Genomic DNA, 26,429 nt, shown 5'->3' with positions numbered 1-26,429 from the left:
TCATGCCCAATACTCCCCTGGCCAGTCGCCCCCATGACCACTCTCACTGCGTGCATTCGGCCCTCGCCGAAGCCGATGCGCTATGTGCCAAACAGGGTCTGCGCCTGACCACCTTGCGCCGTCGTGTGCTGGAACTGGTCTGGCAAAGCCACAAGCCGCTGGGTGCCTACGACATCCTTGCGGTACTGAGTGATGAGGACGGTCGCCGTGCGGCCCCGCCAACGGTTTACCGTGCGCTGGATTTTCTCCTGGAAAACGGTCTGGTGCACCGGATTGCCTCACTCAACGCCTTCACGGGCTGCAACCACCCCACTCATGCGCATCAGGGCCAGTTCCTGATCTGCCGCCTGTGTCATGCGGCGATCGAGCTGCAGCACCCGGCCATCAGCAATGCCGTGGTCGATGCCGCCGCAGGCGTCGGCTTCGCGGTCGAAGGCCAGACGGTCGAGATCGTCGGCGTATGCGCTGGCTGCAAGGCCGCCTGATGTCGGATGCATTGATACGTCTGGACAAGGTCGCCGTTACGCTTTCCGGACAAAACGTCCTGGATGACATCCAGTTGAGCGTCAAACCCGGCGAGATCGTCACCCTGATCGGCCCCAACGGTGCCGGCAAGACCACGCTGGTGCGTGCGGTGCTGGGGCTGCTCAAGCCTGACTCCGGGACCGTCTGGCGCAAGCCGAAACTGCGTGTCGGCTACATGCCGCAAAAGCTGCATGTGGACCAGACGCTGCCGCTGTCGGTGCTGCGTTTCCTGCGTCTGGTTCCTGGTGTGGATCGCACGGCCGCAGCGTCGGCGCTGGAAGAAGTCGGCGCCGGGAAAGTCATCGACAGCCCGATTCAGGGCATTTCCGGTGGCGAGATGCAGCGTGTTCTGCTGGCGCGTGCGTTGTTGCGCAAGCCTGAGTTGCTGGTCCTCGACGAACCGGTGCAGGGGGTCGATGTAGCGGGACAGGCCGAGCTGTACAGCCTGATTACCCGGCTGCGCGACCGCCACCGGTGCGGCGTGCTGATGGTTTCCCACGATCTGCATCTGGTCATGAGCACCACCGATCAGGTGGTGTGCCTGAACCGCCATGTCTGCTGTTCCGGGCATCCCGAGCAGGTCAGCCATGACCCGGCGTTCGTCGAACTGTTCGGCAAGAACGCACAGAGCCTGGCGATTTATCACCACCATCACGATCACGCCCACGATCTGCATGGCGCGGTGGTGAATGACGCTGCGACCTCTCACACTCACGTTCACGGAGACAGCTGCAAGCATGGCTGATTTTCTACTGTATGCCTTGCTCGCAGGCGTTGCGCTGGCCGTGGTCGCAGGCCCGCTGGGATCATTCGTGGTCTGGCGGCGTATGGCGTATTTCGGCGACACACTTTCCCACGCCGCGCTGCTCGGCGTCGCGCTGGGCTTCCTGCTGGATATCAGCCCGACCATCGCGGTGACAGTCGGCTGCCTGCTGCTGGCGGTGTTGCTGGTCACGTTGCAACAGCGCCAACCGCTGGCGTCGGACACGCTGCTGGGGATTCTCGCGCCAAGCACTTTGTCGCTGGGGCTGGTGGTGCTCAGTTTCATGCACGAAGTGCGCATCGACCTGATGGCCTACCTGTTCGGCGATCTGCTGGCCATCAGCCCGGCTGATCTGGGCTGGATTCTGGGCGGCAGCACGTTGGTGCTGGTGCTGATCGTCGCGCTGTGGCGCCCACTGCTGGCAATGACCGTGCATGAAGAGCTGGCGCGGGTCGAAGGCCTGCCGGTTGCTACACTGCGCATGACCTTGATGCTGCTGATCGCCGTGGTGATCGCGGTTGCGATGAAAATCGTCGGTGTTCTGCTGATTACGTCGCTGTTGATCATCCCGGCAGCTGCGGCACAGCGTCACGCCCGTTCGCCGGAGCAAATGGCGCTGGGCGCGAGCCTGTTGGGCGTGATAGCCGTGTGTGCCGGGCTATCATTGTCCTGGTTCAAGGACACTCCTGCCGGACCGTCTATAGTGGTATCCGCTGCGGCGTTGTTCTTGCTCAGCTTTGTTCTACCCAGGCGAGCGGTGTAGACTTGCTCGTTTTTTGCGCAAACTAGAGAATCGCAGGAATGAAGCCGTTCGCCCCACGCTATCTGCTGCTTGTCGCATTTTCCATCCTGCTGGGTGCCTGCCAGAGTGCGCCCACTGTCGAGACGCCTGCCTCCGAGGCCCAGCCTGATGCATTCGCTCAGCTTGAGCAGAACATCGCCGGCAATGAGCTGGCAACGGCCGAGGACCAATTGGCGGCGTTGCAGGCTGCCAATCCTGCCGACATCCGTCTGGAGCCTTTTCAGCGTCGTCTGGCCGAAGCCTATCTGAGCCGCAGTCAGATCAGCCTGCAGAAGGGCGACATGAACGCGGCGGCCTCTGCGCTGAGCCGTGCACGCGCCCTGATGCCCAAGGCACCGGCGCTGACCAGTGGCGTCAACGGCGCCATCGCCCATGCGCGCAAGGCCGAGCTGGAAAAAGCCGAAGCGGATTTGAAGGCGGCCGAGGCCAGAAGGGTTGCCAAGCTGATTGATCCATCAGCAGAAAGCACGACGGTTGAGCTCAAGATCGGCGATATGCCTGCATTGCGTCGTCAACTCGACGATATCGCAGCCGATACCGTAGCGTTCAACTGTGAAGTGCTGATGGTGGTGCCGCGCACCGAAGATTACCCTTGGCTGGCTACGTTGCTGACCAAGCGGGTGGTCAAGGCCAATCCGGATTTCGAACTGCAATTGCGTCGACAGATCGAGCGCAATGAAAAAGCTCACATCATCCTCACGCCAGCGAAGTCCTGAGTCGATCCTTGAAGGCGGACGCAGAGCGTCCAGAACTGCATTCCCACGCGGAGCGTGAGGAACGACAAGTGTTCGGGAGTATAAGCGGGCGGAGAGAGCGTCCGGAAAGGCGCTCCCACGCCGGAGCGTGGGAGCGATGTAGCAGCGTCAGATCAAGCCGGAACAGCCTTGGCTTTCGCTTCACGATCCCACACACGGTGCTGAGCAATCGCGTGGAAGAACGGCTTGAACGATGTGCTATCGGATACCTCCAGCAGGCCCGCATCTTCTTCCAGGCGTAGCAGACTCAGCAGCTCTTTGGCTTCTCCGGCAAAGGAGATGGCCTTGAGGTGCTTGTAGGCTTCGAGGATGAAGTGCAATGCCACGCCGTCGCCTTTCAGCGCTTCGATCGAAGCCTTGCCACCCGGCACGAAGACTGCGTCGAACGCGACCGAAGGCAGGCCTTCAGCCGATGCGTCCACTGGCAGGCTCTTGCCGTCAGCCGTCTTGACCGGTGCGGAGGTCGGGCCCAATACCTTGGCGTGTGCGCCCTCGGCAGTCAGCGCGGCTTTCATGGCTTCGACCGCTTTGCCGTCAACGCCGTCAGCCACGAGAATGGCAACCTTGCGCGAAACGATATCGCCAGACAGCAGGTTGACCTGGCTCAGCGCCGGCGACTCTTTTACCGAAGTCTGACGCGCAGGTACGGTACCGGCAGCCGGTGCTGGCAAGCCGAGGTTGGCGGCTACACGCTTGGCCAGATCCATATCGATGTTAGCCAGAATCTCGTTGACCTGACGGGCACGAATGTATTCGCGCTCGACCTTGCCCAACTCGAAGCTGTAGGCCGCGATGATGTGCTCTTTCTCGTGGTGGCTCATGCTCTGGAAGAACAGGGTGGCCTGCGAGAAATGATCGCCGAACGACTCGCTGCGCTCACGCACCTTGTGCGCTTCAACACGCTCAGGGTAGGTCTCGAAGCCGCCATCTACCGGGCCGGCAGGGGTTTCCTTCGGCCAGCCGCCATCGATCGAGTTCGGCTCGTAGGACGCGCGGCCCTTGTCGATAGTGGTGCGATGCTGTGCGTCACGCTGACCGTTGTGGTTCGGCGCAATCGGACGGTTGATCGGGATTTCGTGGAAGTTCGGCCCACCCAGACGGCTGATCTGCGTGTCGGTGTAGGAGAACAGGCGACCTTGCAGCAGCGGATCGTTGGAGAAATCGATACCCGGCACGATGTGGCCCGGGCAGAAGGCAACCTGCTCGGTCTCGGCAAAATAGTTGTCCGGGTTACGGTTCAGGACCATCTTGCCCAGTGGGGTAACCGGTACCAGTTCTTCCGGGATGATCTTGGTCGGATCGAGCAGGTCGAAGTCGAACTTGTGCTCGTCTTCCTCGGCAACGATCTGTACACCCAGTTCCCATTCCGGGTAGTCGCCCATCTCGATGGACTCCCACAGGTCGCGGCGGTGGAAATCGGTGTCCTTGCCGGCCAGCTTCTGCGCTTCGTCCCAGACCAGCGAGCACACGCCGAACTTGGGCTTCCAGTGGAACTTCACGAAGCTCGACTTACCTTCAGTGTTGATAAAGCGGAAGGTGTGGATGCCAAAGCCCTGCATGGTGCGCAGGCTTTTCGGGATCGCACGGTCGGACATGGTCCACAGCACCATGTGCGCGGACTCCGGCACCAGCGAAACGAAGTCCCAGAAGGTGTCGTGAGCCGAGCCGCCAGTCGGGATTTCGTTGTGCGGCTCGGGTTTCACCGCGTGCACGAAGTCAGGAAACTTGATCGCGTCCTGAATGAAGAACACCGGCATGTTGTTGCCCACCAGGTCGAAGTTGCCTTCGTCGGTGTAGAGCTTGACGGCAAAGCCACGCACGTCACGCACGGTGTCGCCCGAGCCACGTGGGCCCTGAACGGTGGAGAAACGCACGAACACCGGGGTCTTCTTGCCCGGATCACGCAGGAAGCCCGCTTTACTCAGGGCGCCATGGTCTTCGTAAGTCTGGAAATAACCATGTGCTGCAGTACCGCGGGCGTGGACGATACGCTCCGGAATGCGCTCATGGTCAAAGTGCGTGATCTTTTCACGCATGATGAAGTCTTCGAGCAGCGATGGGCCGCGGCTGCCGACTTTCAGGGTGTTCTGGTTATCGGAAATCTTGACGCCGTGGTTGGTGCGCAGGGCCTGCTGGGTCGCGTCCGAGCGAAACTGCTCGAGACTTTCCAGCTTTTCGTTGGTGTTGCCACGGTCCAGGGTGTCGGTACCTGCCATTTCGCTCTTGGGCGTTTCGGTTACAGGTGGTGCGTTCTTGCTAGCCATCAGAGACTCCTTATCTCGCCCCAATCATTGAGTTGGGTTCGCTGAATACGACTTCCCTGGCGTAAGCGGGAAATCACGGTATCCATGAAGTGACCGGAGCAAAAAACAGCCGTTCCTTTTATTTTCAGCATACGATCACCAACGGTCGTGTTATGCCCGTTGCGCAGGACAGCTGGTAAATAAATGCTAAGCACAGCGGGCCGGACAGGCTAAAATGCGCGCCCGGCTTTATCCGGCCGAGGTAACGAAGCAGGTGGTGCTCTAGCCACTGCGCTGATTTTTTAACGCGCCCCACAAGGTTCGCTCCGTGATCGAGTTTCATAACGTCCACAAAACCTATCGGGTGGCAGGCAAGGAAATACCGGCCCTGCACCCCACCAGCCTGCGCGTCGACAGCGGCCAGGTGTTCGGCATCATCGGCCACTCCGGCGCGGGCAAAAGTACCCTGCTGCGCCTGATCAACCGCCTGGAAACCCCCAGTGGCGGACAGATCGTGGTCGATGGCGAAGACGTCACTGCGCTCGATGCCAACGGCCTGCGCCGCTTCCGCCAACAGGTCGGGATGATCTTCCAGCACTTCAATCTGCTGGCGTCTAGAACCGTGGCCGACAACGTCGCCATGCCGCTGACCCTGGCAGGCGATATGCCGCGCAAGCAGATCGACCAGCGCGTGGCCGAATTGCTGGAACGGGTCGGGTTGTCCGATCACGCCAAGAAGTACCCGGCACAACTGTCGGGCGGCCAGAAGCAGCGCGTCGGCATCGCCCGCGCACTGGCTACCAAGCCCAAAATCCTGCTCTGCGATGAAGCCACCAGCGCGCTGGACCCGCAGACCACTGCGTCGGTTCTGCAACTGCTGGCCGAGATCAATCGCGAGCTGAAGCTGACCATCGTGCTCATCACCCATGAAATGGACGTGATTCGTCGCGTCTGCGATCAGGTGGCCGTCATGGACGCCGGGGTGATTGTCGAGCATGGCAAGGTCGCTGATGTGTTTCTGCATCCGCAGCACGCCACGACCAGGCGCTTTGTGCAGGAAGACGAGCAGATCGACGAAAACGAGCAGCGTGACGACTTCGCTCACGTTCAAGGCCGTATCGTGCGTCTGACGTTTCAGGGCGAGGCCACCTACGCGCCGTTGCTCGGCACGGTAGCGCGGGAAACCGGCGTCGATTACAGCATCCTTGCCGGTCGTATCGACCGCATCAAGGACACCCCTTACGGGCAGTTGACGCTGGCCGTCACCGGCGGCGACATGGACGCTGCCTTCGCGCGCTTCACCGCCGCTGATGTTCATATGGAGGTGCTGCGCTGATGGACGCTTTTCTGAACCTGTTTTCCAATGTCGACTGGTACGAGATCTGGGTGGCCACTGGCGACACGCTGATCATGCTCGGTGTATCGCTCGGTTTCACCATCCTGCTCGGCCTGCCGCTGGGCGTGCTGATGTTTCTCACCTCGCCGCGTCAGTTGCTGGAGCACAAGCAGCTGTATGCGACGGTCGGGGTGATCGTCAACATGCTGCGCGCGCTGCCGTTCATCATCCTGCTGATCGTGATGATGCCGTTGACCGAGATCATTACCGGTACGTCACTGGGTATCCTCGGCACCTTGCCGCCGCTGATCGCCGGCGCCACGCCGTTCTTTGCGCGTCTGGTAGAGACCGCACTGCGCGAAGTGGATCGCGGCATCATCGAAGCCACGCAGGCCATGGGCGCGACGACTCGGCAGATCATCGTCAAGGCGCTGTTGCCCGAGGCGCGCCCCGGCATTCTGGCGGCGATCACGGTGACCGCCATTGCGCTGGTGTCGTTCACGGCCATGGCCGGTGCCGTGGGCGCTGGCGGGCTGGGCGACCTGGCGATCCGTTATGGTTATCAACGATTCCAGAACGATGTGATGTTCGTGACGGTCGTATTGTTGCTGGTGCTGGTGCAGATTCTGCAGACCATCGGCGACAGACTGGTCGCGCATTTCACACATCGTTGATCGAATCCGTTGGTATTGGCCCGCCTGTGCGGGCCCAAAGGAGTTGTTGCATGAAAAAACTATTGGCCATATTCGCCGCTGTCACCGCCTTGTCCGCGCAGGCCAACGAAACCCTGACCGTCGCGGCCTCTGCCGTGCCGCACGCCGAGATCCTCGAGTTCGTCAAACCGACCCTGGCCAAAGAAGGCGTGGACCTGAACATCAAGGTGTTCAATGACTACATCCAGCCTAACGTGCAGGTGTCGCAGAACCGTATGGACGCGAACTTCTTCCAGCACCAGCCGTACCTGGATGAGTTCAACAAGGGCAAAGGCACTGATCTGGTGGCTGTGGCCAAGGTTCACATCGAGCCTTTCGGCGCTTACTCGGAGAAGTTCAAGACGCTGGCAGAGCTGCCCAATGATGCCAATGTCGCCCTGCCCAACGATGCCACCAACGAAGGCCGCGCCTTGCTGCTGCTGGCCAAGGCAGGCCTGATCACTCTGAAGGAACCGGGCAACATCCTGTCCAAGCCTTCGGATGTGGTGAATAACCCGAAAAACCTGAAATTCCGTGAACTGGAAGCGGCCACGCTGCCCCGCGTGCTGACTCAGGTCGATCTGGCGCTGATCAACACCAACTACGCCCTGAGCGCCAAGCTTGACCCGACCAAGGACGCGCTGATCCTCGAAGGTGCCGATTCGCCCTACGCGAACATTCTCGTCGCCCGCCCGGACAACAAGGATTCTGACGCGATGAAGAAGCTGGTAGCCGCCTTGCAGAGCCCGGAAGTGAAAACCTTCCTGGCCGAGAAGTACAAAGGCGCGGTGTTGCCGGCGTTCTGATCTGATCGCACCTTGCGGTTCTCGCGCCAGTGCTCTGCGTCCCTTGCGACGCAGAGCGTCGGGTGCATTCTGGAGCGCTCTATCGCTCCTACGCTCTGCGTGGTAGCGCCCTTCGGGACGCTCCGCGTCACATTGCAGCCATTACGCCTGCTTCGGGCCGCACGAGCAGGCGGAGTTGCATGCCGTGACCTCGCAAGATGGAAGACAGGCAAATCCGAAGCAGGTCTTATAGTCGCTTCGCAGCCCGTTGCAGCTGTCGTTATCTCCTGAATCTCCCACGCCCCCAGGCATAAGCCGTTTTTCGTGCCTTTTCTGATCCAAGTATGACAATGAGCACGTAAGGCGGGGACGGTGATTAAGGTGCCCTTCATCCCTGCACCGCACGCCTTGCGTAGGCCCGGGCACAGGTAGGCCTTTGATTAACCCAAGCTAATGTAAGAATTTTCCGAGTTTTGCGGATTTCACGTGGCCCTCGGATTTTTTTGCACTTCTTCTGTTAGGTTGCTTGCGCATTAGCTGTATCAAGAGTTGTCAGGGAGACGCTGAATGTTCTTTTTCCGTATGCTGCCTTCGTGGAGTGAATTGCGACAGAGGCTGGACCACGACATGGGGTATCAGCCCGGCGGCCATTTTCGGAATCATCTTAACGAACCTGCACCTTCGCGATCACTGATCATTCGTCGTTTTGACTGCGTCAGAAGGGCGTTTGTCCTTGCCGAGTGGGAGGCTGGTCGCGTATTGGTAAGGCGTTTCTCTGACCTCGACATCTCCATCATTATCAAGGACTTGATCGACGTCGTTGCGCAAATGGCCATGATTGTAGTGGGCAGTGCGTTTACGGGAGGCTTGATCGGCGCAGGCGTTGGCTCGGCTTTCTTCGGGATAGGTGCTTATCCCGGTGGTGCTCTTGGTACTGCGCTGGGATTACAGGCCAGTACGTTCATTTTGGGAGTGCTGGGTCTTAAGTCCATCGCCGAATACGTCGTCGATGGCTTCCCGCGCATCATCGGCTATTACTTGAGCGGCATTAAAACAGCATGGCGAGGACCTCGCGAGCGAGGACATAACCCGTTCATGAGTGACGATCCGTACGCCCAGAACAGCGCAACTCAAGACATTGCAAAAGGCCACGTGGAAGTAGTGATGCTGTTGCTGGGGGCGGTGGTTGAATACCTGACACGTGGCCGAGGCAACGCAGGTCTCCTCGCACAGGAAATGCGAGCCAGCCCCAAAGGAGAACGACTGGCCCAGTGGATGCTGGAGCACGAGGACGCGCTCAAGAAACGTCATGATTTGCAAAAGCCGGAGCCGCGCCGAGGCCCGTTTGATATACCGGAATCCTCTCTGCAGCAGGTAGCTGATCGCCCTGGAGCAAATGCCAATGCGATGAATCAAGCTGAACCGGAAGTCCTTGCAAAAGTTAATAGCGGCCGCAGTCCGTATTCTGAATTGAACGGTGCAATCGGAGAGGCACGTGGTTGGGCTCAAGTGATTGAGTCAGGACAAATACCTATATCAGCACCAGGCAAAGCATCGTTACCAGGCGCAGATTACATTACCTACGATCCAGCATCACGTTCAGTGATTGTTTGGGATGCAAAATACCGTGCTCCAGGCGGAAGCTATCCAGCTTCTTTACCACCTTCAAAGTTACAGGCGTGGCAGGCAGAAATCATAAGTTCTGTCAGAAACATGCCCGAGGGCCAAGCTAAAGTAGCTGCAGAAAAAGCGCTTAAGGCTGGCAGGGTTGAAGGTCGTCTATTAAAATGGCCGCAATAAGTGTGAGGCATAAGAGAATGCAAAATTGGGTATCGTTGTGCAGGATGAAAGCCGGAGAAATTATCGACGTGCGGGAGGCATCCGTTCTACCGATGGAGGACGATGCATATAAAGTTTCAGAGGAGCAATATTTATTGGTTGATGCCTCAAGTGATGATACAGATGGCAAACTTTGTTTGCTGTCTTTTTACTGGGCTGCCAGTGAGCGTGCATTTCGAAGAGCTTATTATAAAGATGTTGAAGGTGATGATAACGCTGAAGGTATGCCTCCGCCTGAATTGCTTCCGGTTGGTGCGGGCAGTACTTACAGCCAGATAAGAGAAGCTTTAGACTTCAAAGGCTCTCAGGAATTTATGGAATACGCATCTTATCGTGTAATGTCTGATGGTGCCTTTGTTCATAAGAGTTTGGAAAGCTCATCGGCTGTTTATTATTTTCGGTCGCCTACGAGTATCGATAATGAGCTGCCTTATGCCATTCTCTGGAAGCCTCACGGCGGTTGAGCTGGTCTAATCCCTTCCCAGCAACCCCGGCAATTGCTTCACCAGCTTCCTGTTGTTCAGCGGTGCGCGGATAAAGCCGCGCTGCGTGCCGTCCGGGCCGATCAGGGCCAGGTTACCGCTGTGGTCGACGAAGTAGTTCGGTTTACCGGTATCGGCCGGAATGAACGGGATGCTCACGGCATTGGCCAGTGTCTGGATATCAGCGACAGGTGCCGTCAGGCCGATGTACTGCGGGTCGAAGTAGCCCAGGTATTGCTTGAGCTGCTGCGGTGTGTCGCGGTTCGGGTCGACGCTGACCAGCACTACCCGCATGCGCTTGACTGTCTCTTCGGGCAGCTCGGACCTGATCTGCTTGATCTGCGCCAGGGTCGTGGGGCAGATGTCCGGGCAGAAGGTGTAGCCGAAGAACATCAGCGTCCATTGGTCTTTCAAGCCATCAAGGGGCACGGCCGCGCCGTTCTGGTCGGTCATGCTCAAGGCCGGCAATTGGCGGCTTTTGGGGAGCAGGACAATACCGGCGTCGTTGAGCGCCGCCTGATCCTGTGAGCTGCGGCCAGGCAGCACCTGACTGAGAATCACACCCAGAATCAGGGCGACGATGGCGGCAGCAATGAAAACGCTTTTCTGAGTACGGGTCATGGTGTCAGTGCGAGTAGTGATCGGCGTGCGGCCGGGGATGATGGCCTATATTGCGCGCCGAGCCTAGGTCTAGGGCGTGGTGACATCGAACAGCGTATAGGCCAGCGTCAGGTGTTTTACATCGTCGGGCATGTCCCGGTCGATGATGAAGCGCACCGGCATCTCGATGCGCTCGCCCGGCTGCAATGTCTGTTGCGTGAAGCAGAAACATTCGGTCTTGTGAAACCACGCTGCCGCTTTTCCGGGCGAAATACCCGGGACGGCCTGGGCTTTCATCGGTCTGTCGGTCGGGTTCTGCGCGATGAAGATCATCTCGTTGACCGTGCCGGGATGGACCTGCATCTGGCTGGCTTGTGGATAAAAGGCCCAGGTCATTCCGGCAACGTTGCTGGCGGTGAACTGCACCTTGACCTGGCGCGAAGCGTCCTCACCCGGTAGGGCATTGTCATGTCCGGTCAGCACGCCATAGAGCGACGGCAATGCCAATCCACCTATCAGCATGATCACTATTAAGCACGTCAAACGCAGGACGAGCCGTTTGGACAAAAGAGGCTGGCTCATGCGTGGCTCACTTTTTTATGTCGGACAGCGTGTCGAAAGAGCTGCGGGCGACTTCAGAGTAGCCTGCTTATTCAAAACGCGAGCTGCAGCGCGCCCTCATGGCCGGGCACGGCAGCCGTATATAGCCAATGTATCTAAATGTGAGTCACATATAGCAAAACCGTCTTAGGCATTTAGTTAAGCAAGCTAACGTATGACTTTCCATCAACCAACCACGGGGCCTGACGCCTCCAGGAGTCCCAGCAGCCATGAATACCGCCGCATTGCGCGAGCAGATACAACTAGCCCATCAACATGAGGCCCGGACCGGCCACTTGCTGCAACAGTTGGCACAAAAGCTCCCACATCTCCATCCTGCCATCCACCTGCCGGAAGTCGATGCGAAAGATGTTCTGGCGCGCTTCGTCACGGCCTACATCGATCTGGTACCCGATCTGCTGGACGCAGCTCATGAGGTCGCGCTGGAAGCCGGGATCGAAGGTCAGATAAAGCCGGTGCTGAAAATCGCCGAGCATTTTTTCGCGGCCCCACCTTCCATCATGGATGGGCATGAAGGCCTGGAAAGCCTGCTGGACGAGGCTTATCTGGCCCACCGGTTGGTCGAGGAAGTGAATGACCTGTACATCAAGCATTTCGGTCAGCCGCTGATACCGTCAAATACCACGGTTGCCAGCGTGATTGCCCACCAGTTGATCGGCGAGCAATTTGCCAACCAGCTGGACGAAGCGGTTCACCATGCCGTCGACGAGTTGCTTGATGAAGAGAGTTTCGCGCTGGACTCGGTCGAGGCCTACCGCGAGAAGCTGATCAGCCCTGAAACAGGAGCGGCCTGGCAGCGCTGGCCAAGCCTGTCACGGCAATTGGGCGTCGGCCTGGAGCTGGAGCGCTCCGCGGTCTGATTCAGAGGCCCGAATCACTGTCTTCGCCGGCAATGGAAGGAGCCGGATATCGCTCCGCTGCTACGCGAAGACCCATCCGGCTCCCATGTTTCCAGAGCTGTGATAACAGGGTGGCGACTATCAGGCTGCGCCCGAGCCGATCCCCGTTGTGGTGTAGATCCGCCCTTCAAGACGACGCTTCAAGCCCCGCGGTTCGATAAGCAACCGGGTGCCATGAGCGGCATTGGAACGACCCCATTCTTCCAGCAGTTCCAGACACGAGTGGTCGATGTAGGACAGATTGCCCAACGGCACATGCACCGTGCTGCCCTGTGGGATAGTGCCCAGTGCCTGAGTCAGCGCCGGTACCTTGAGGAAGGTTGCGGCACCGACCAGACGCAGCTCGAATTCCTTCTCGCCCGCCAGTTCGACCACATTGATCTTCAGACGCGAAGCCTTGAACGCAAGCTTCACCAGGGTCAGGCCGAAACCGACCAGTACACCGGTCAGCAGGTCGGTGAAGATGATCGCCACAGCAGTCGCCGCATACGTGAACATCGGCATCCGGCCATAGCGGCCCAGACCACGAAATGCCTTCAGGTCGACCAGCTTCAGACCGGTGTAGACCAGCACGCCGGCCAGACTCGCGACCGGAATGCTTTGCAGCACGCTCGACAGCAGCAATACGAACGCCAGCAGCCACAGGCCGTGGAAGATCGTCGAGAAGCGCGTGGTGGCACCGGCCTGGACGTTGGCCGAACTGCGTACGATAACGCCGGTCATCGGCAATGCACCGAGCACGCCGCAGAGCATATTGCCCACACCTTGAGCGCTGAGCTCCTTGTCGAAGTCCGAACGCTGGCCACTGTGCATGCGGTCGACCGCCGAGGCAGAAAGCAGCGTCTCGGCACTGGCGATGAACGCTACGACGATAGCGGCCACCAGAATGGCAGGGTCGGCCAGGTTCATCAGGTCAGCCGGGCGAAGCCAGTCGATGGCGTCGGCCAGGTTGTCAGGCACTTCGACACGCTTGACCTGCAAGGCCATGAACAGACTGATACCGGTTGCGATACCCACGCCCAGCAGTGCGCCGGGTACGAAGCGCAAAGACTGCGGACGGAGTTTTTCCCAGCCCCACATGATCAGCATGGTGCCCAGACCGAGCATACCGGCCTGCATGCCGGTGCCTGGCCCGAAGGCCTGGATCAGTGTGGACGGGAAGGCGATCAGATTGTCCAGCCCGGAGGGTTTGGGACCGCTGTCGAACATCACGTGTGCCTGTGACAGTACGATCAACACGCCGATACCGGCGAGCATGCCATAGACCACCGCAGGTGCCGTGACCCGGAACCAGCAGCCAAGCTTGAATCGACCTGCCAGCAGCTGAAGCAATCCGGCGAGTACCAGGATAGGACCCAGCATGGCCATGCCGTGCTCGCGTACCACTTCAAAAACCAGTACTGCCAGACCGGCTGCGGGACCGCTGACCTGCAACGGCGAACCGGCTATCCAGCCGACTATCAGCCCGCCCACGATGCCGGTGATCAGACCCTTGGCCGGAGGCATGCCGGATGCAATGGCGATCCCCATGCACAGCGGCAGGGCGACCAGGAACACGACCACGGAAGCGAGCAGCTCCCGTGGTAAAGCGGTTTTCAATGCTGTAATACCCATGACGCTTCTCCGGGATTCTTCAGACGAGGCAAGACGGGCGACGCGCATCCTGCGCAGCCGCCATCAGCTGATAAAGAAGGGCTTGCCGTCAGTCGGACTGGTGATCAGTCGGCTGAAAAGCGTGCTTTCGGTGAAGCCATCGGCGTCGGTCCCGTACCGTCGAGCGGTATGAAACGATCGAGCTCGGCGTCATAAGCCAGGATCTCGCTGGTTTCGATGCTGTAGACCCAGCCATGAATGAACAATTGGCCGCTGGCCATTTTCGCTGCGACCGAAGGGTGGGTGCGCAGGTGTTGCAACTGGGAAATCACGTTTTCCTGAGTCAGGACCTGCATGGTTTCCAGTTCGCCGCTGCAGCTGCAGTTCTGCTCGACCACCGTGCGGGCAACCTCGGCATGGCGCAACCAGGCTTTTACCGTAGGCATCTTGTCCAGGCTGTCAGGGTTGAGCACTGCGCGCATGGCGCCGCAGTCAGAGTGTCCGCAAACGATGATGTGCTGCACGCCCAGTGCAACCACTGCGTATTCCAGAGCGGTGGACACGCCGCCGTTCATCTGGCCATACGGCGGTACGACGTTGCCGACGTTACGCGTCACGAACAGGTCGCCCGGGGAGCTTTGGGTAATCAATTCGGGCACGATGCGCGAGTCGGCGCAGGTGATGAACATGGCCCGTGGCGACTGGGCGGTCGCCAGCTTCTTGAACAGTTCTTCCTGCTGGGGGAAGACCTCTTTACGGAAATGTACAAAGCCATCGACGATATGTTTCAACGCTACGTCGGCGCTGTCTGAATGGCTTGATGTGCTGGACGACGTAGCCGAATGCTGTTTACCGATGTCTGTCATGTCTTCATCCTCTCTGACGAATTGATGTGGATTCTTCATGCCTGTTTGACCAGAGCCGGATGTGATCCCTCTCTGAAGGGCATCACGAACAAATCCCTTGAGCGCTATCGCTGATGACACTCCGAGTTACAGACTAATCGCCGAAGCTTAAACGAAACTGAATGCGATGGCTCTGGGACGCGGGTTTGCACGATAGTACCAAGTTCGTCACAGCAGCGACATTTGCCCTCCCGGCGGACAAAACGCATCGCAATCGAGTGCAAATCCACCCCGTTTGTTCAATCCGAGCCGTTTGATCGCCAGGGCATAGCGTTGAGCCAGCAGGTCGGCAAACGGTCCTTCGCCGCGCATTCGAGAACCAAACGTGCTGTCGTACAGGGCTCCGCCGCGACTTTGACGAATCAGACTCATGACATGCTCGGCGCGTTGCGGGTAATGCGTCTTCAGCCACTCGTCGAACAGCGGCGCGACTTCCAGCGGCAGGCGCAACATCACGTAGCTGGCGCTCAGGGCGCCTGCAGCCTTCGCTTCGCTCAGCAGTGCCTCCAGCTCGCTGTCATTGATCATCGGGATCATCGGCGCACACAGCACACCGACCGGGACACCCGCCTGGCGCAATACCCGAATGGCCCGCAGGCGAGCCTTGGGCGCCGCAGCTCTGGGCTCGAGGATACATTTGAGTTCGTCATCCAGTGTGGTCAGGCTGATGAACACCGACACCAGCCGTAGCCTGGCCATCTCTGCCAGCAGATCCAGATCGCGCAGGATCAGCGAGCCTTTGGTAATGATGCTGACCGGATGCCGATAGCGCAGTAACACTTCAAGCGTCGCCCGGGTGATGCGGTACTCACGTTCGATCGGCTGGTAGGGGTCGGTGTTGGCCCCGAGGGTGATGGGCGCGCAGCGGTAGCCGGGCTTGGACAGCTGCTGCTCGAGCAGCGCCGCCGCGTTGGTCTTGGCGATCAGCTTGGTCTCGAAGTCCAGGCCGGGCGACATGTCCCAGTAGGCGTGGCTGGGTCTGGCGAAACAATAGATGCAGCCGTGCTCGCAGCCCCGGTAAGGGTTGATCGACCTGTCAAAGGGGATATCCGGCGAGCTGTTGCGGGTAATGATGCTTTTGGCTGTTTCGCTGGTGACCTGGGTGCCTTGCGTAAGCGGCACTTCCTGATACCAGCCATCATCTTCGGCCACCGACTGACTGGGTGCGAAGCGGTTATGCGGATTGCTGGCAGTACCTCGGCCACGAACCGGATAGGGGCTGGACATCGGGCATTACTCATATACTGTTCATACATACAGTACAGTATAAAGCCTGGATGAATCACCATGGCCGGCCTGCAAAACACCGCCCGCCTGACGGGCGGTGCCTTGGGCAGGCAGGGCGCCGATCAGGCATCGCCCTCGTGGGTCAGTTCCAGCACGCGGTCAACCAGCTTGTTGATGCCCGAGGCCGCCTCGCTGATGCTCTTGGCGACCATGTAGGCAGGTGTGCTGACCAGTTTTCGGGCTTCGTCCTCGACGATATCATCGACGGCGCATTCCGCATGGCTGCCGCCCATTTTGGTGATGGCCGCAGCGGTTTCAGGGTCGTTGCCGATGGTGCAGGTAACGCCGGGGCCATAGATCTTGGCCGCGAGTGCCGGGGTGATGCAGATCAGCCCGACCGGTTTGCCGGCTTCGGCAAACGCCTCGGCGAGCTCCAGCAGTCCGGCTTCGACCTGGCAGGCCGGGCCTTGCAGGGCAAGGTCGGAAAGATTCTTTGCCGAGCCAAAACCGCCCGGGATGATCAGGGCGTCAAAGTCTTCGGCATTTGCTTCGCGGATGTCCTTCACTTCGCCGCGTGCAATGCGCGCAGACTCGACCAGCACATTGCGCGACTCGGGCATTTCCTCACCGGTCAGGTGATTGACCACATGATGCTGAGTGATGTCGGGCGCAAAGCACTGAACCTGCGCACCGCGCTGATCCAGACGCAGCAGGGTGAGGACGCTTTCGTGAATCTCGGCACCGTCGTAGACGCCACAGCCGGAGAGGATTACAGCCACTTTTTTCTGCATCGATTTCGGCTCCTTTTGCTCGATCAACCTGAGGCTTGTTTTAATTTGTCTGTTCAGTTGATCGCTTAACGGGCCGAGTGTTCAGTTCAGGCATTGCTGGTTGTGCAAAGGTGCATGGGGAGGGCGGTGGTCGCGCTGTCGCCGAGCGAGGCCTGTCAGCCTGCGCTCGGGAGGGGGACTGAGCGTTTATTCGTCGGATTTTTTCGTCAGGTCGACGGGCACGGTGATCGGCTCCTCCAGGTCGGAGGCCGCTGCCGATGCGCAGAAGCGGCTCCTTTCTTCACGCTCTTCACGGGCGATACGGGCGTTCTTGATGCGTCGGCGTATCCACAGGGCCAGCCCCAGCAGTATCAGTGCGCCCAGCACCCAGAGTTCATATTTCTTGACGTTGCCCAGCAAGCCTTCGAGCACCGCGCCGAAATGGTAGGCAGCTGAACCCAGCGCTGCGGCCCAGACAGCCGCGCCGATACCGTTCAGCAGGAGATAACGCCCGGGGGGATAGCCCGACAGGCCGATGGCCACAGGCATGACCGTTCGCAGGCCGTACACGAAGCGGAAGCCCAACACCCAGATGTCCGGGTGCTTGCGGACCAGCCGCAGCGCCTTGTCGCCCATGAGTTGCCAGCGAGGTTTGCGCGCCAGGAGCTTGCGGCCATGCTTGCGCCCCATGAAATACCACAACTGGTCACCCGCATAACTGCCAAAAAAGGCTACGAGGATGACGATGTTGAGGTCCATGTATCCGCGAAACGCCAGAAATCCGGCAAGAACCAGAATGGTCTCGCCTTCAAAAAAGGTGCCGAGGAACAGGGCGAAGTAGCCGAATTCGTTCAAGAAATTCTGGAGCATTGTCTGGATGCTGGCGAAATGAACGCGCAGCCTAACGCGCCCAAGGCAATCATGAAAGTGTCCATATGTGTCTCGACGTTAAAGATTCTTGCAACCACAATGGTCCTATCCCTTCAAAGGCCGCGACCGCGACGTGCAGTCGCAGGTCGAACCATGACTGTCACACATTGGTCATAATGGCGGCTTATAACTGTCGCGCTTGCCCGCGTAAGCGGGCTCAGGAGTCTCGCCGTGAGCTTTACCCCCGCTAACCGCCTGTTTCCTCTCACTCGTCTGCGCCGTAATCGCCGCGACGACTTTTCCCGTCGGCTGGTGCGTGAAAACGTTGTCACTGTCGACGATCTGATTCTTCCGGTATTTGTACTCGATGGTGAAAACCGTCGTGAATCCATCGCCTCGATGCCTGGCGTCGAGCGCTTGAGCGTGGATCTGTTGCTCAAGGAAGCCGAGCACTGGGTCGCGCTGGGTATCCCTGCGCTGGCGCTGTTCCCGGTGACACCGCTGGAAAAGAAATCCCTCGACGGCGCCGAAGCCTGGAACCCGGACGGCATCGCCCAGCGCGCGACCCGCGCCCTGCGTGACCGTTTCCCGGAGCTGGGCGTCATCACTGATGTGGCGCTGGACCCGTTCACCACGCATGGTCAGGACGGCATCCTCGACGAAGAGGGCTATGTTCAGAACGACATCACTGTCGACGCGCTGGTGAAGCAGGCGCTGTCGCACGCCGATGCCGGTGCTCAGGTGATCGCTCCGTCGGACATGATGGACGGTCGTATTCAGGCCATCCGCGAGTCTCTGGAGCTGGCCGGGCATGTCAATGTCAGGATCATGGCCTATTCGGCCAAGTACGCCAGTGCCTACTACGGCCCGTTCCGTGATGCGGTGGGTTCCTCCCTGAATCTGGGCAAGGCCAACAAGGCCTCCTATCAGATGGACCCGGCCAACAGCAACGAGGCCCTGCACGAAGTGGCGGCCGACCTTGCCGAAGGCGCCGACATGGTCATGGTCAAGCCAGGCATGCCTTATCTGGACATTCTGTACAGGGTCAAGGATGAGTTCAAAGTGCCGACCTTTGTTTATCAGGTCAGCGGTGAATACGCGATGCACATGGCCGCAATCCAGAACGGTTGGCTGAGTGAAGGGGTGATTCTCGAATCCCTCACTGCCTTCAAACGCGCCGGCGCCGACGGCATCCTTACCTACTTTGCTGTTCGCGCCGCTCAACTGTTGAAGGGGCAATAGCCTCACAGGAACATTCATGAATACCGAAGCACTCATCGAAGCCGCTGTTCAAGTCGATGTCCCGGAGGCAACGCCCGTGGTCGAACCTGACATCGAAGTAATCCCGGCCATCGAGGCACCCGCCGCTCTGGTGCCCGCTATCGTCGCGCCCAACCTGGACGACAGCAGCCTGTATATCCACCGTGAACTGTCGCAACTGCAGTTCAATATCCGGGTTCTGGAACAGGCGCTCGATGAGTCCTACCCGTTGCTGGAGCGGCTGAAGTTTCTGCTGATCTTCTCCAGCAACCTCGATGAGTTCTTCGAGATTCGTGTTGCAGGCCTGAAGAAGCAGATCACCTTTGCCCGTGAACAGGCGGGCGCCGACGGTCTGCAGCCGCATCAGGCGCTGGCCAGGATCAGCGAGCTGGTGCACGGTCATGTGGATCGTCAGTACGCGATCCTCAACGACATTCTGCTGCCGGAGCTGGAGAAACATCAGGTCCGCTTCATTCGTCGCCGTCACTGGACGGCCAAGCTCAAGGCCTGGGTACGACGCTACTTCCGCGACGAGATCGCGCCGATCATCACCCCGATCGGTCTCGACCCGACGCACCCGTTCCCGTTGCTGGTCAACAAGAGCCTGAACTTCATCGTCGAGCTTGAAGGTATCGATGCCTTCGGGCGCGACTCCGGTCTTGCGATCATTCCCGCGCCGCGTCTGCTGCCGCGTGTGATCAAGGTGCCGGAAGAGGTCTGCGGGCCTGGCGATAACTTCGTGTTCCTGTCGTCGATGATCCACGCCCACGCTGACGATCTGTTTCAGGGCATGAAGGTCAAGGGCTGCTACCAGTTCCGCCTGACCCGCAACGCCGACCTGGCGCTGGACTCCGAAGATGTGGAAGACCTGGCGCGCGCACTGCGTGGCGAGCTGTTCTCGCGTCGCTATGGTGATGCGGTACGTCTGGAAGTGGCGGACACCTGCCCGAAACACCTGTCGGACTACCTGCTCAAGCAGTTCAACCTGCACGAGTCCGAGCTGTATCAGGTGAATGGCCCGGTCAACCTGACGCGTCTGTTCAGCATCACCGGCCTGGATAGCCACCCAGAATTGCAATACCCGCCGTTCACGCCAGCCATTCCCAAGCTGCTGCAGAACAGCGAAAACGTTTTCAGCGTGGTCAGCAAGCAGGACATCCTGTTGCTGCACCCTTTCGAGTCGTTCACGCCGGTGGTCGACCTGCTGCGCCAGGCGGCAAAAGACCCGCACGTGCTGGCGGTACGCCAGACGCTGTATCGCAGCGGAGCGAACTCGGAAATCGTCGATGCACTGGTCGATGCCGCGCGTAACGGCAAGGAAGTCACTGCGGTGATCGAGTTGCGTGCGCGTTTCGACGAAGAGTCCAACCTGCAACTGGCCAGCCGCCTGCAGGCCGCCGGTGCGGTGGTGATCTACGGCGTGGTCGGCTTCAAGACCCACGCCAAGATGATGCTGATCCTGCGTCGCGAAGCGGGCGAGATCGTGCGTTATGCGCATCTCGGGACCGGCAACTACCACGCCGGTAACGCACGTCTGTATACCGACTACAGCTTGCTGACCTCCGATGACGCCTTGTGCGAAGACGTCGGTAAACTGTTCAGCCAGTTGATCGGCATGGGTAAGACGCTGCGCATGAAGAAGCTGCTGCACGCGCCGTTCACGCTCAAGAAAGGCATGCTCGACATGATCGCCCGCGAGACGCAATTTGCGCTCGATGGCAAACCTGCACACATCATCGCCAAGTTCAACTCGCTGACCGATCCGAAGATCATCCGGGCGTTGTACAAGGCCAGTCAGTCCGGTGTGCGCATCGATCTGGTGGTGCGCGGCATGTGCTGCCTGCGTCCGGGCATCGCCGGGGTTTCGCACAATATCCATGTGCGCTCGATCATCGGCCGCTTCCTGGAGCACACGCGGGTGTTCTACTTCCTCAACGGCGGCGACGAGCAGATGTTCCTGTCGAGTGCCGACTGGATGGAGCGCAACCTCGACAAGCGCGTCGAGACCTGCTTCCCGGTGGAAGGCAAGAAGTTGATTCTGCGTGTGAAGAAGGAGCTGGAAAGCTACCTGACCGACAACACCCACAGCTGGCTGTTGCAGTCGGACGGGCGTTACGTGCGCAGCACGCCGACCGGTAATCAGAACCCGCGAAGCGCCCAGGCGACCCTTTTGGAGCGCCTGAGCAACCCGGTCCTCAGCGTACGCTGAAGACGATGCCGACTCGGGTCAGCCACTCCGCTTCCAGCGCGAAGTCGGCCTGAGTCAGCTGATTGTTTTCCAGCCAGCCTTTCGGGAATTCGGCGTCCAGATTCGGGCCGTCGGCACGCAACGTCACACGCGGCATCTCCTGGGTGCCGCGAATGTGGTGAAACAGAATCGCAAAGCGCAACAGCACGCACAGGCGAATCAGCTTGATGCCTTCAGCGCCGAAATCGGCGAACTTGTCCTTGGGAATGTTACGGCGATGACCGCGCACCAGCAGTGCGAGCATTTGCTGGTCTTCGCGTGAGAAGCCGGCAAGGTCGGAGTGCTCGATCAGGTACGCGCCGTGCTTGTGGTAGTGATAGTGGGCGATGTCCAGGCCGATCTCGTGCACCTTGGCCGCCCAGCTCAGCAGTTCGGCATAACTCTCGTGCTGCAATTCCCAGCTCTCGGCAACCTGCTCCAGCGCATGCAGCGCCTTGGCTTCGACGCGTGCAGCCTGTTCCAGATCGACGTGATAACGCTCCATCAACGAGCTGAGTGTGCGTTCACGTACGTCTTCATGATGGTGGCGACCCATCAGGTCGTACAGCACGCCTTCACGCAGGGCACCTTCGCAGTGATCCATGCGCTTGAGTTCGAGGGCGTCGAAGATGGCTTCCAGAATCGCCAGGCCTGCGGGAAAAATGGCGCGACGGTCGGGCTTGATGCCATCGAAGTCGATCTTGTCCACGTCACCCAGCTTGAACAGCTTGCGCTTGAGCCAGGCCAGCCCTTCGGCGTTGACCTCGCCAGCGCCGTAACCATTGGCCTTGAGCGCCAGACCGATAGCACGAATGGTGCCTGACGAGCCGATCGCTTCATCCCACTTGAGGCGATGCAGCGCGTGTTCAATGCTCATGATTTCCAGGCGCGCAGCGGTGTACGCCTGAGCGTAACGGGCCGGTGTCACCTTGCCGTCGCGGAAGTAGCGCTGGGTAAAACTCACGCAGCCCATCTGCAGGCTTTCCCGCAGCAGCGGTTCGAAGCGCTGGCCGATGATGAATTCGGTACTGCCGCCGCCGATGTCGGCGACCAGACGTTTGCCCGGGGTGTCGGCCAGCGTGTGGGAGACGCCCAGGTAAATGAGGCGCGCCTCTTCGCGGCCGGAAATCACTTCCACCGGGTGGCCGAGAATTTCTTCGGCGCGGTGAATGAAGTCGTTGCGGTTACGCGCCTCGCGCAGGGCATTGGTGCCCACGATGCGCACCGCACCGGGCGGCAGCCCGTTGATCAACTGGGCGAAACGTTTCAGGCAGTCGAGACCGCGCTGCATGGATTCTTCGGTCAGCTGGCGCTCTTCGTCGATGCCAGCGGCCAACTGCACCTTCTCGCCCAGGCGCTCAAGAATGCGAATCTCGCCCTGATTGGCTTTTGCCACAACCATATGAAAGCTGTTGGAGCCCAGGTCGATAGCGGCGATCAGTGAAAAATTCTTGGGTGTTGAGTGCGGCATGGTCAGGAAATCCGGTTCGATAACCGGACCATCGTGCCACGATCCATGCCTGCCGCCAACGCGAAGCTGTTCAGGCACCGGAAATACCCGGTATTACTCGCGCGCGTGGCGTATGGCTATCAATGCCATGTGACGCAGAGCGTCACCAAAATGCATTGCCACGCTAAAGCGTGCGGAACGAGAGGTATCCCTAAGAACGCCATTTTGTCTATGCGCCGCGCTCAGCGTAATACACAGTCTTCGTGGGAGCGAGCTTGCTCGCGAAGAGGCCGGTGCAGCCCCCGGAGATATGGCGTTTGGACCAACGCCTTCGTGAGCAAGCTCACTCCCACCAGGATTTCTGTCCAGCCCGATACAGCATGTAGCTGTGACGCGGAGCGTCACGAAATGCATTCCCACGCGGAGCGTGAGGAACGATAAGTGCCCGCAACATGCTCCGCGCTCAGCGTAATACACAGTCTTCGTGGGAGCGAGCTTGCTCGCGAAGAGGCCGGTGCAGCCCCCGGAGATATGGTGTTTGGACCAACGCCTTCGTGAGCAAGCTCACTCCCACAAAGATTTCTGTCCAGCCAGACACTGCCGCTTCAGCCCTTTTCCAGGCTCTTCGGGGTTTGTGTATAACGCTGATCGCTTCGCGTGGACATGCTGTTCCGGACGCTCTGCGTTCAGCGTCAGGCGTGCTCCACTGTGCCGATGAAGTTCGCCAGTTCCGGGGTTTTCGGGTTGGCAAAGAGTTCTTTCGGGTCGCCCACTTCGTGCACCTTGCCCTGGTGCATGAACACCAGCTTGTCGCCCACTTCACGCGCGAAACGCATTTCGTGGGTGACCATGATCAGGGTCATGCCATCGGCTGCCAGTTGGCGGACCACGCTGAGCACTTCGTTGACCAGCTCCGGATCCAGCGCCGAGGTGATTTCGTCGCACAGCAGTACCTTGGGCGACATCGCCAGCGCGCGGGCAATCGCCACGCGTTGCTGCTGACCACCGGACAGGCGATCCGGGAAGGCGTCGAACTTCTCGCCCAGGCCGACGCGTTCGAGCATCTTCCTCGCCAGTTTGGCGGCCTCGGCCTTAGGCACTTTCTGCACGACCTGCGGCGCCAGCATGACGTTCTCGCCCACGCTCAGGTGCGGGAACAGGTTGAACTGCTGGAACACCATGCCGACCTTCTGGCGCAGCGTGCGCAGGTCGGCGCGTGCGGCGTCCAGGTATTCGCCATCGACCTCGATCACGCCATCGTTGATCGACTCCAGACCGTTGAGCGTGCGCAACAGGGTGCTTTTGCCCGAGCCGCTGCGACCGATGATCGCCACGACCTGGCCTTCTTCGACCGATAGATCGATGCCTTTGAGCACGTGATGATCGCCATAGTATTTATGCAGGGCGGAAATTCTAAGCAGAGGCATGCAGTCTCCTTTCCAGATGGCGCGCGCACAGCGACAAGGGGTAACACAGGATGAAGTAGCCCAGAGCAACGAAGCCATAGACCATGAAAGGTTCGAACGTAGCGTTGGCCAGCATGCTGCCGGTCTTGGTCAGTTCGGTGAAGCCGATGATCGACGTCACCGCTGTGCCTTTGACCACTTGCACGGAAAAGCCGACCGTCGGCGCGACCGCGATGCGCAGCGCCTGCGGCAGAATCACATAGCGCATCTGCTCGAACGGGGTCAGCGCCAGGCTCGCGGATGCTTCCCACTGGCCCTTGGAGATTGATTCGACGCAGCCACGCCAGATCTCCGCAAGGTAAGCGCTGGTAAACAGCGTCAAGGCCAGTGCCGCCGCCGCCCAGGGCGAAATGTTCAGGCCCATCAGGGCGACACCGAAGAACACCAGAAACAGCTGCATCAACAGCGGCGTGCCCTGAAACAGTTCTATATAGAGTTTCGCGGTCACGCGCGGGCCGGATTTTTCCGAGGTGCGCATGCCCATGATCAGCAAGCCGATCAGCCCGCCGCCGATGAACGCCACCAGCGACAAGGCCACGGTCCATTGCAGGCCGATCAGCAGGTTGCGCACGATGTCCCAGAGGGTGAAATCCATCAGCGGTTCCTCGAGATGTAGCGACGTCCGATCCAGGCCAGCAGTTGCCGGATCAACAGCGCCATGGCCAGGTAGATCAGCGTGGTCACGATGTAGGTTTCGAACGAGCGGAAGTTGCGTGACTGAATGAAGTTGGCAAAGAAGCTCAGCTCTTCAGTGGCAATCTGCGAGCAGACTGCCGAGCCGAGCATGACGATGATGATCTGGCTGCTCAGTGCCGGCCAGACCTTGCCCAGCGCCGGAACCAGCACCACGTGGCGAAAGGCTTCGTAGCGACTCATCGCCAGCGCAGCCGATGCTTCAAGCTGGCCCTTGGGAATCGCCTGGATACCCGCCCGCACGATTTCGGTCGAGTAGGCACCCAGGTTGATAACCATCGCCAGCACCGCTGCCTGCCATTCCGTGATCTGCACGCCCAGCGACGGCAGACCGAAGAAAATGAAGAACAGCTGGACCAGAAACGGTGTATTGCGGATCAGCTCGACATAGATGGCGAAGATCGTCGCAAAGGGCTGGATCTTCCAGGCCCTCACGACGGCACCGACAATGCCAAGGCTGACACCGAGCAAGGTGCCTATAGCGGTCAGTTCCAGCGTGAACAGAGCCCCACGCAACAGCACGTCGAGGTTCTGCAGGACCGGTGTGAAGTCGAAGTGATAAGCCATGGGTGAATCCTGTGACCGAAAAAAGCAGTGATCAGAGATCGGCGGGTAGCGGGTCCTTCAGCCATTTCTGTGACGCTTTTTCCAGCGTACCGTCAGCCTTGGCAGCGTTCAGAATCTCGTTGACCTTGCCCAGCAGTTCCGGCTGACCTTTGTTCACGCCAACGTACACCGGCGAGTCCTTGAGTTTCACTTTCATCGCCGGAATGCGCTTGGGATTGCGCTCACTGATGGCGACCATCACCACGTTGCCGCTGGCGATCAGGTCAGTCTGGCCAGCGAGATAGGCCGCGATGGTCGAGTTGTTGTCTTCAAAGCGCTTGATGGTCGCGCCCTCGGGAGCAACGTTCGACAGCTCGATATCCTCGATCGCGCCACGGGTCACGCTGATAGTCTTGCCTTTCAGGTCAGCGATGTCCTTGACCGGCGAATCAGGTGGGCCGAATACCGCCAGATAGAAAGGTGCGTAGGCGCGCGAGAAGTCGATGACTTTCTCGCGATCCGGGTTCTTGCCCAGGCTGGAGATCACCAGGTCGACCTTGCCGGTGGTCAGGAACGGAATGCGGTTGGTGCTGTTGACCGGGGTCAGCTCCAGCTTGACCTTCAGCTTGTCAGCCAGCAGCTGTGCAGTATCGATGTCCAGGCCGCGCGGCTTCATGTCCGGGCCGACCGAGCCGAATGGCGGGAAGTCCTGCGGAACGGCTACCTTGAGGGTGCCGCGCGCTACAACGTCGTCCAGGCCGTTGGCGTGGGCGGGTGTCTGGCTCAGCATCAGACTGGCAAACAATGCAGTAAGCAGGGCGCTGTAACGCTTGGTCATATGAAGTCTCCGGGCGAAACGAAAGGTGTTGGCCTGTCTCCAGTGCACAGCGCATGCCATTCGCTCTTGAGCTGCCATGAATAAGGGTTTGCAGCGTGTTTATGGTCTTACTGGTCTGACCAGTTGAGCGGCGCCGCGCCCTGCTTTGGCGCGCTTTAAAGCCTTGCCGCCCCAGGGCTGGGCGTCGCTTGCCGAATGTTCGAGATGGGGATAAAAGGGATTTTTACTGGACTGACTGGCCT

Annotated in this window: 25 protein-coding genes; 12 read left to right on the top strand and 13 right to left on the bottom strand. The window is 59.5% G+C overall.

Features of this window, described 5'->3' with window-relative positions; translation table 11 throughout:
* The first annotated feature begins 2 nt into the window (after window positions 1-2).
* Genes KBY08_RS19990 through KBY08_RS19975 form a run of 4 tightly spaced genes read left to right on the top strand, consistent with a single transcriptional unit; the run spans window position 3 to window position 2,806 of the window.
* Complete coding sequence (locus KBY08_RS19990) at window positions 3-485, top strand: Fur family transcriptional regulator (RefSeq protein WP_003425978.1); 483 nt, start codon at window positions 3-5, stop codon at window positions 483-485.
* The gene (gene znuC, locus KBY08_RS19985; RefSeq protein ID WP_024640283.1) at window positions 485-1,270 is read left to right on the top strand and encodes a zinc ABC transporter ATP-binding protein ZnuC; all 786 of its coding nucleotides are present in this window, start codon (window positions 485-487) and stop codon (window positions 1,268-1,270) included. Before KBY08_RS19990 ends, znuC begins: the two co-directional genes overlap by 1 nt.
* Window positions 1,263-2,051 carry a zinc ABC transporter permease subunit ZnuB gene (gene znuB, locus KBY08_RS19980; protein WP_003341611.1) on the top strand — a complete coding sequence of 263 codons (789 nt, stop codon included), beginning with the start codon at window positions 1,263-1,265 and terminating at the stop codon, window positions 2,049-2,051. Before znuC ends, znuB begins: the two co-directional genes overlap by 8 nt.
* Window positions 2,052-2,089: 38 nt before the next feature.
* Window positions 2,090-2,806 (top strand): PA5502 family lipoprotein, encoded by a 717-nt coding sequence (locus tag KBY08_RS19975; RefSeq protein ID WP_054091538.1) that lies wholly within the window; start codon window positions 2,090-2,092, stop codon window positions 2,804-2,806.
* 152 nt (window positions 2,807-2,958) lie between these two features.
* Here KBY08_RS19975 and katE read toward each other — a convergent pair whose 3' ends face one another.
* Entirely contained in the window at window positions 2,959-5,109 is a 2,151-nt protein-coding gene (gene katE, locus KBY08_RS19970; RefSeq protein WP_011266295.1) for a catalase HPII, read from the bottom strand.
* Window positions 5,110-5,416: 307 nt separating this feature from the next.
* On the opposite strand from katE, the gene KBY08_RS19965 reads away from it, so the two are divergent.
* The 5 genes from KBY08_RS19965 to KBY08_RS19945 all read left to right on the top strand — a co-directional run bounded on the left by KBY08_RS19965 (window position 5,417) and on the right by KBY08_RS19945 (window position 10,204).
* Window positions 5,417-6,424: a methionine ABC transporter ATP-binding protein gene (locus KBY08_RS19965; protein WP_011266296.1), complete on the top strand. Its 1,008-nt coding sequence runs from the start codon at window positions 5,417-5,419 to the stop codon at window positions 6,422-6,424.
* Complete coding sequence (locus tag KBY08_RS19960) at window positions 6,424-7,098, top strand: methionine ABC transporter permease (RefSeq protein WP_003317371.1); 675 nt, start codon at window positions 6,424-6,426, stop codon at window positions 7,096-7,098. Before KBY08_RS19965 ends, KBY08_RS19960 begins: the two co-directional genes overlap by 1 nt.
* Before the next feature lie 50 nt (window positions 7,099-7,148).
* Complete coding sequence (locus KBY08_RS19955) at window positions 7,149-7,922, top strand: MetQ/NlpA family ABC transporter substrate-binding protein (protein ID WP_003403866.1); 774 nt, start codon at window positions 7,149-7,151, stop codon at window positions 7,920-7,922.
* 546 nt (window positions 7,923-8,468) lie between these two features.
* Complete coding sequence (locus KBY08_RS19950; RefSeq protein ID WP_225650663.1) at window positions 8,469-9,701, top strand: DUF6861 domain-containing protein; 1,233 nt, start codon at window positions 8,469-8,471, stop codon at window positions 9,699-9,701.
* A 17-nt stretch (window positions 9,702-9,718) separates the two neighbouring features.
* Window positions 9,719-10,204: a hypothetical protein gene (locus tag KBY08_RS19945; protein WP_111522327.1), complete on the top strand. Its 486-nt coding sequence runs from the start codon at window positions 9,719-9,721 to the stop codon at window positions 10,202-10,204.
* Window positions 10,205-10,210: 6 nt separating this feature from the next.
* Here KBY08_RS19945 and KBY08_RS19940 read toward each other — a convergent pair whose 3' ends face one another.
* Entirely contained in the window at window positions 10,211-10,843 is a 633-nt protein-coding gene (locus KBY08_RS19940; RefSeq protein WP_011266297.1) for an SCO family protein, read from the bottom strand.
* Between the two features lie 69 nt (window positions 10,844-10,912).
* On the bottom strand, window positions 10,913-11,404 hold the full coding sequence (locus KBY08_RS19935) for a cytochrome c oxidase assembly protein (RefSeq protein WP_024659404.1): 492 nt from the start codon (window positions 11,402-11,404) through the stop codon (window positions 10,913-10,915).
* A 248-nt stretch (window positions 11,405-11,652) separates the two neighbouring features.
* Here KBY08_RS19935 and KBY08_RS19930 point away from each other — a divergent pair, with 248 nt between their 5' ends.
* Entirely contained in the window at window positions 11,653-12,303 is a 651-nt protein-coding gene (locus KBY08_RS19930; protein WP_011266299.1) for a hypothetical protein, read from the top strand.
* Window positions 12,304-12,423: 120 nt separating this feature from the next.
* On the opposite strand, the gene KBY08_RS19925 is transcribed toward KBY08_RS19930, so the two are convergent.
* The 5 genes from KBY08_RS19925 to KBY08_RS19905 all read right to left on the bottom strand — a co-directional run bounded on the left by KBY08_RS19925 (window position 12,424) and on the right by KBY08_RS19905 (window position 17,707).
* Window positions 12,424-13,956, bottom strand: a complete 1,533-nt coding sequence (locus tag KBY08_RS19925) for a SulP family inorganic anion transporter (RefSeq protein WP_003403858.1) — start codon at window positions 13,954-13,956, stop codon at window positions 12,424-12,426.
* Between the two features lie 104 nt (window positions 13,957-14,060).
* A complete protein-coding gene (locus tag KBY08_RS19920; RefSeq protein WP_003414103.1) occupies window positions 14,061-14,801 on the bottom strand; it encodes a carbonic anhydrase in 741 nt (246 codons plus the stop codon).
* 207 nt (window positions 14,802-15,008) lie between these two features.
* Entirely contained in the window at window positions 15,009-16,067 is a 1,059-nt protein-coding gene (locus KBY08_RS19915; protein WP_003403854.1) for a PA0069 family radical SAM protein, read from the bottom strand.
* A 122-nt stretch (window positions 16,068-16,189) separates the two neighbouring features.
* Window positions 16,190-16,858 (bottom strand): isoprenoid biosynthesis glyoxalase ElbB, encoded by a 669-nt coding sequence (gene elbB / locus KBY08_RS19910; RefSeq protein WP_003403852.1) that lies wholly within the window; start codon window positions 16,856-16,858, stop codon window positions 16,190-16,192.
* 186 nt (window positions 16,859-17,044) lie between these two features.
* Window positions 17,045-17,707, bottom strand: coding sequence for a DedA family protein (locus tag KBY08_RS19905; protein WP_011266302.1), 663 nt, complete (start codon window positions 17,705-17,707; stop codon window positions 17,045-17,047).
* Between the two features lie 231 nt (window positions 17,708-17,938).
* Between KBY08_RS19905 and hemB the strand changes: the two genes are divergently transcribed.
* Both hemB and ppk1 read left to right on the top strand, forming a co-directional pair.
* Window positions 17,939-18,949: a porphobilinogen synthase gene (gene hemB / locus KBY08_RS19900; RefSeq protein ID WP_058823230.1), complete on the top strand. Its 1,011-nt coding sequence runs from the start codon at window positions 17,939-17,941 to the stop codon at window positions 18,947-18,949.
* A 16-nt stretch (window positions 18,950-18,965) separates the two neighbouring features.
* The gene (ppk1, locus tag KBY08_RS19895) at window positions 18,966-21,176 is read left to right on the top strand and encodes a polyphosphate kinase 1 (protein WP_024643076.1); all 2,211 of its coding nucleotides are present in this window, start codon (window positions 18,966-18,968) and stop codon (window positions 21,174-21,176) included.
* Here ppk1 and ppx read toward each other — a convergent pair.
* The 5 genes from ppx to KBY08_RS19870 form a co-directional block, all read right to left on the bottom strand.
* Entirely contained in the window at window positions 21,163-22,665 is a 1,503-nt protein-coding gene (gene ppx / locus KBY08_RS19890; protein ID WP_003403846.1) for an exopolyphosphatase, read from the bottom strand. The genes ppk1 and ppx overlap by 14 nt on opposite strands.
* Window positions 22,666-23,336: 671 nt before the next feature.
* Window positions 23,337-24,071 (bottom strand): amino acid ABC transporter ATP-binding protein, encoded by a 735-nt coding sequence (locus KBY08_RS19885; RefSeq protein ID WP_003432251.1) that lies wholly within the window; start codon window positions 24,069-24,071, stop codon window positions 23,337-23,339.
* Window positions 24,058-24,708 (bottom strand): amino acid ABC transporter permease, encoded by a 651-nt coding sequence (locus tag KBY08_RS19880; protein WP_032608017.1) that lies wholly within the window; start codon window positions 24,706-24,708, stop codon window positions 24,058-24,060. The genes KBY08_RS19885 and KBY08_RS19880 overlap by 14 nt, the downstream gene beginning before the upstream one ends.
* Window positions 24,705-25,370, bottom strand: a complete 666-nt coding sequence (locus KBY08_RS19875; protein ID WP_003403260.1) for an amino acid ABC transporter permease — start codon at window positions 25,368-25,370, stop codon at window positions 24,705-24,707. Before KBY08_RS19875 ends, KBY08_RS19880 begins: the two co-directional genes overlap by 4 nt.
* A gap of 31 nt (window positions 25,371-25,401) precedes the next feature.
* Window positions 25,402-26,187, bottom strand: coding sequence for a transporter substrate-binding domain-containing protein (locus KBY08_RS19870; protein ID WP_011266305.1), 786 nt, complete (start codon window positions 26,185-26,187; stop codon window positions 25,402-25,404).
* Between the last annotated feature and the right edge of the window lie 242 nt (window positions 26,188-26,429).

The organism is Pseudomonas sp. P135 (assembly GCF_020312125.1).
GTDB classification, from domain to species: Bacteria; Pseudomonadota; Gammaproteobacteria; order Pseudomonadales; family Pseudomonadaceae; genus Aquipseudomonas; species Aquipseudomonas fragariae.
The sequence above is the reverse complement of the archived record's forward strand: the minus strand, read 5'-3'. Positions and strand labels throughout refer to the sequence as shown.

Bases quoted from the DNA above. Each gene is read 5' to 3' on its own strand.
- KBY08_RS19990 (WP_003425978.1), top strand. From the start codon at position 3: ATGCCCAATACTCCCCTGGCCAGTCGCCCCCATGACCACTCTCACTGC.
- znuC (WP_024640283.1), top strand. From the start codon at position 485: ATGTCGGATGCATTGATACGTCTGGACAAGGTCGCCGTTACGCTTTCC.
- znuB (WP_003341611.1), top strand. From the start codon at position 1,263: ATGGCTGATTTTCTACTGTATGCCTTGCTCGCAGGCGTTGCGCTGGCC.
- KBY08_RS19975 (WP_054091538.1), top strand. From the start codon at position 2,090: ATGAAGCCGTTCGCCCCACGCTATCTGCTGCTTGTCGCATTTTCCATC.
- katE (WP_011266295.1), bottom strand. From the start codon at position 5,109: ATGGCTAGCAAGAACGCACCACCTGTAACCGAAACGCCCAAGAGCGAA.
- KBY08_RS19960 (WP_003317371.1), top strand. From the start codon at position 6,424: ATGGACGCTTTTCTGAACCTGTTTTCCAATGTCGACTGGTACGAGATC.
- KBY08_RS19955 (WP_003403866.1), top strand. From the start codon at position 7,149: ATGAAAAAACTATTGGCCATATTCGCCGCTGTCACCGCCTTGTCCGCG.
- KBY08_RS19950 (WP_225650663.1), top strand. From the start codon at position 8,469: ATGTTCTTTTTCCGTATGCTGCCTTCGTGGAGTGAATTGCGACAGAGG.
- KBY08_RS19945 (WP_111522327.1), top strand. From the start codon at position 9,719: ATGCAAAATTGGGTATCGTTGTGCAGGATGAAAGCCGGAGAAATTATC.
- KBY08_RS19940 (WP_011266297.1), bottom strand. From the start codon at position 10,843: ATGACCCGTACTCAGAAAAGCGTTTTCATTGCTGCCGCCATCGTCGCC.
- KBY08_RS19935 (WP_024659404.1), bottom strand. From the start codon at position 11,404: ATGAGCCAGCCTCTTTTGTCCAAACGGCTCGTCCTGCGTTTGACGTGC.
- KBY08_RS19930 (WP_011266299.1), top strand. From the start codon at position 11,653: ATGAATACCGCCGCATTGCGCGAGCAGATACAACTAGCCCATCAACAT.
- KBY08_RS19925 (WP_003403858.1), bottom strand. From the start codon at position 13,956: ATGGGTATTACAGCATTGAAAACCGCTTTACCACGGGAGCTGCTCGCT.
- KBY08_RS19920 (WP_003414103.1), bottom strand. From the start codon at position 14,801: ATGACAGACATCGGTAAACAGCATTCGGCTACGTCGTCCAGCACATCA.
- KBY08_RS19915 (WP_003403854.1), bottom strand. From the start codon at position 16,067: ATGTCCAGCCCCTATCCGGTTCGTGGCCGAGGTACTGCCAGCAATCCG.
- elbB (WP_003403852.1), bottom strand. From the start codon at position 16,858: ATGCAGAAAAAAGTGGCTGTAATCCTCTCCGGCTGTGGCGTCTACGAC.
- KBY08_RS19905 (WP_011266302.1), bottom strand. From the start codon at position 17,707: ATGCTCCAGAATTTCTTGAACGAATTCGGCTACTTCGCCCTGTTCCTC.
- ppk1 (WP_024643076.1), top strand. From the start codon at position 18,966: ATGAATACCGAAGCACTCATCGAAGCCGCTGTTCAAGTCGATGTCCCG.
- ppx (WP_003403846.1), bottom strand. From the start codon at position 22,665: ATGCCGCACTCAACACCCAAGAATTTTTCACTGATCGCCGCTATCGAC.
- KBY08_RS19885 (WP_003432251.1), bottom strand. From the start codon at position 24,071: ATGCCTCTGCTTAGAATTTCCGCCCTGCATAAATACTATGGCGATCAT.
- KBY08_RS19875 (WP_003403260.1), bottom strand. From the start codon at position 25,370: ATGGCTTATCACTTCGACTTCACACCGGTCCTGCAGAACCTCGACGTG.
- KBY08_RS19870 (WP_011266305.1), bottom strand. From the start codon at position 26,187: ATGACCAAGCGTTACAGCGCCCTGCTTACTGCATTGTTTGCCAGTCTG.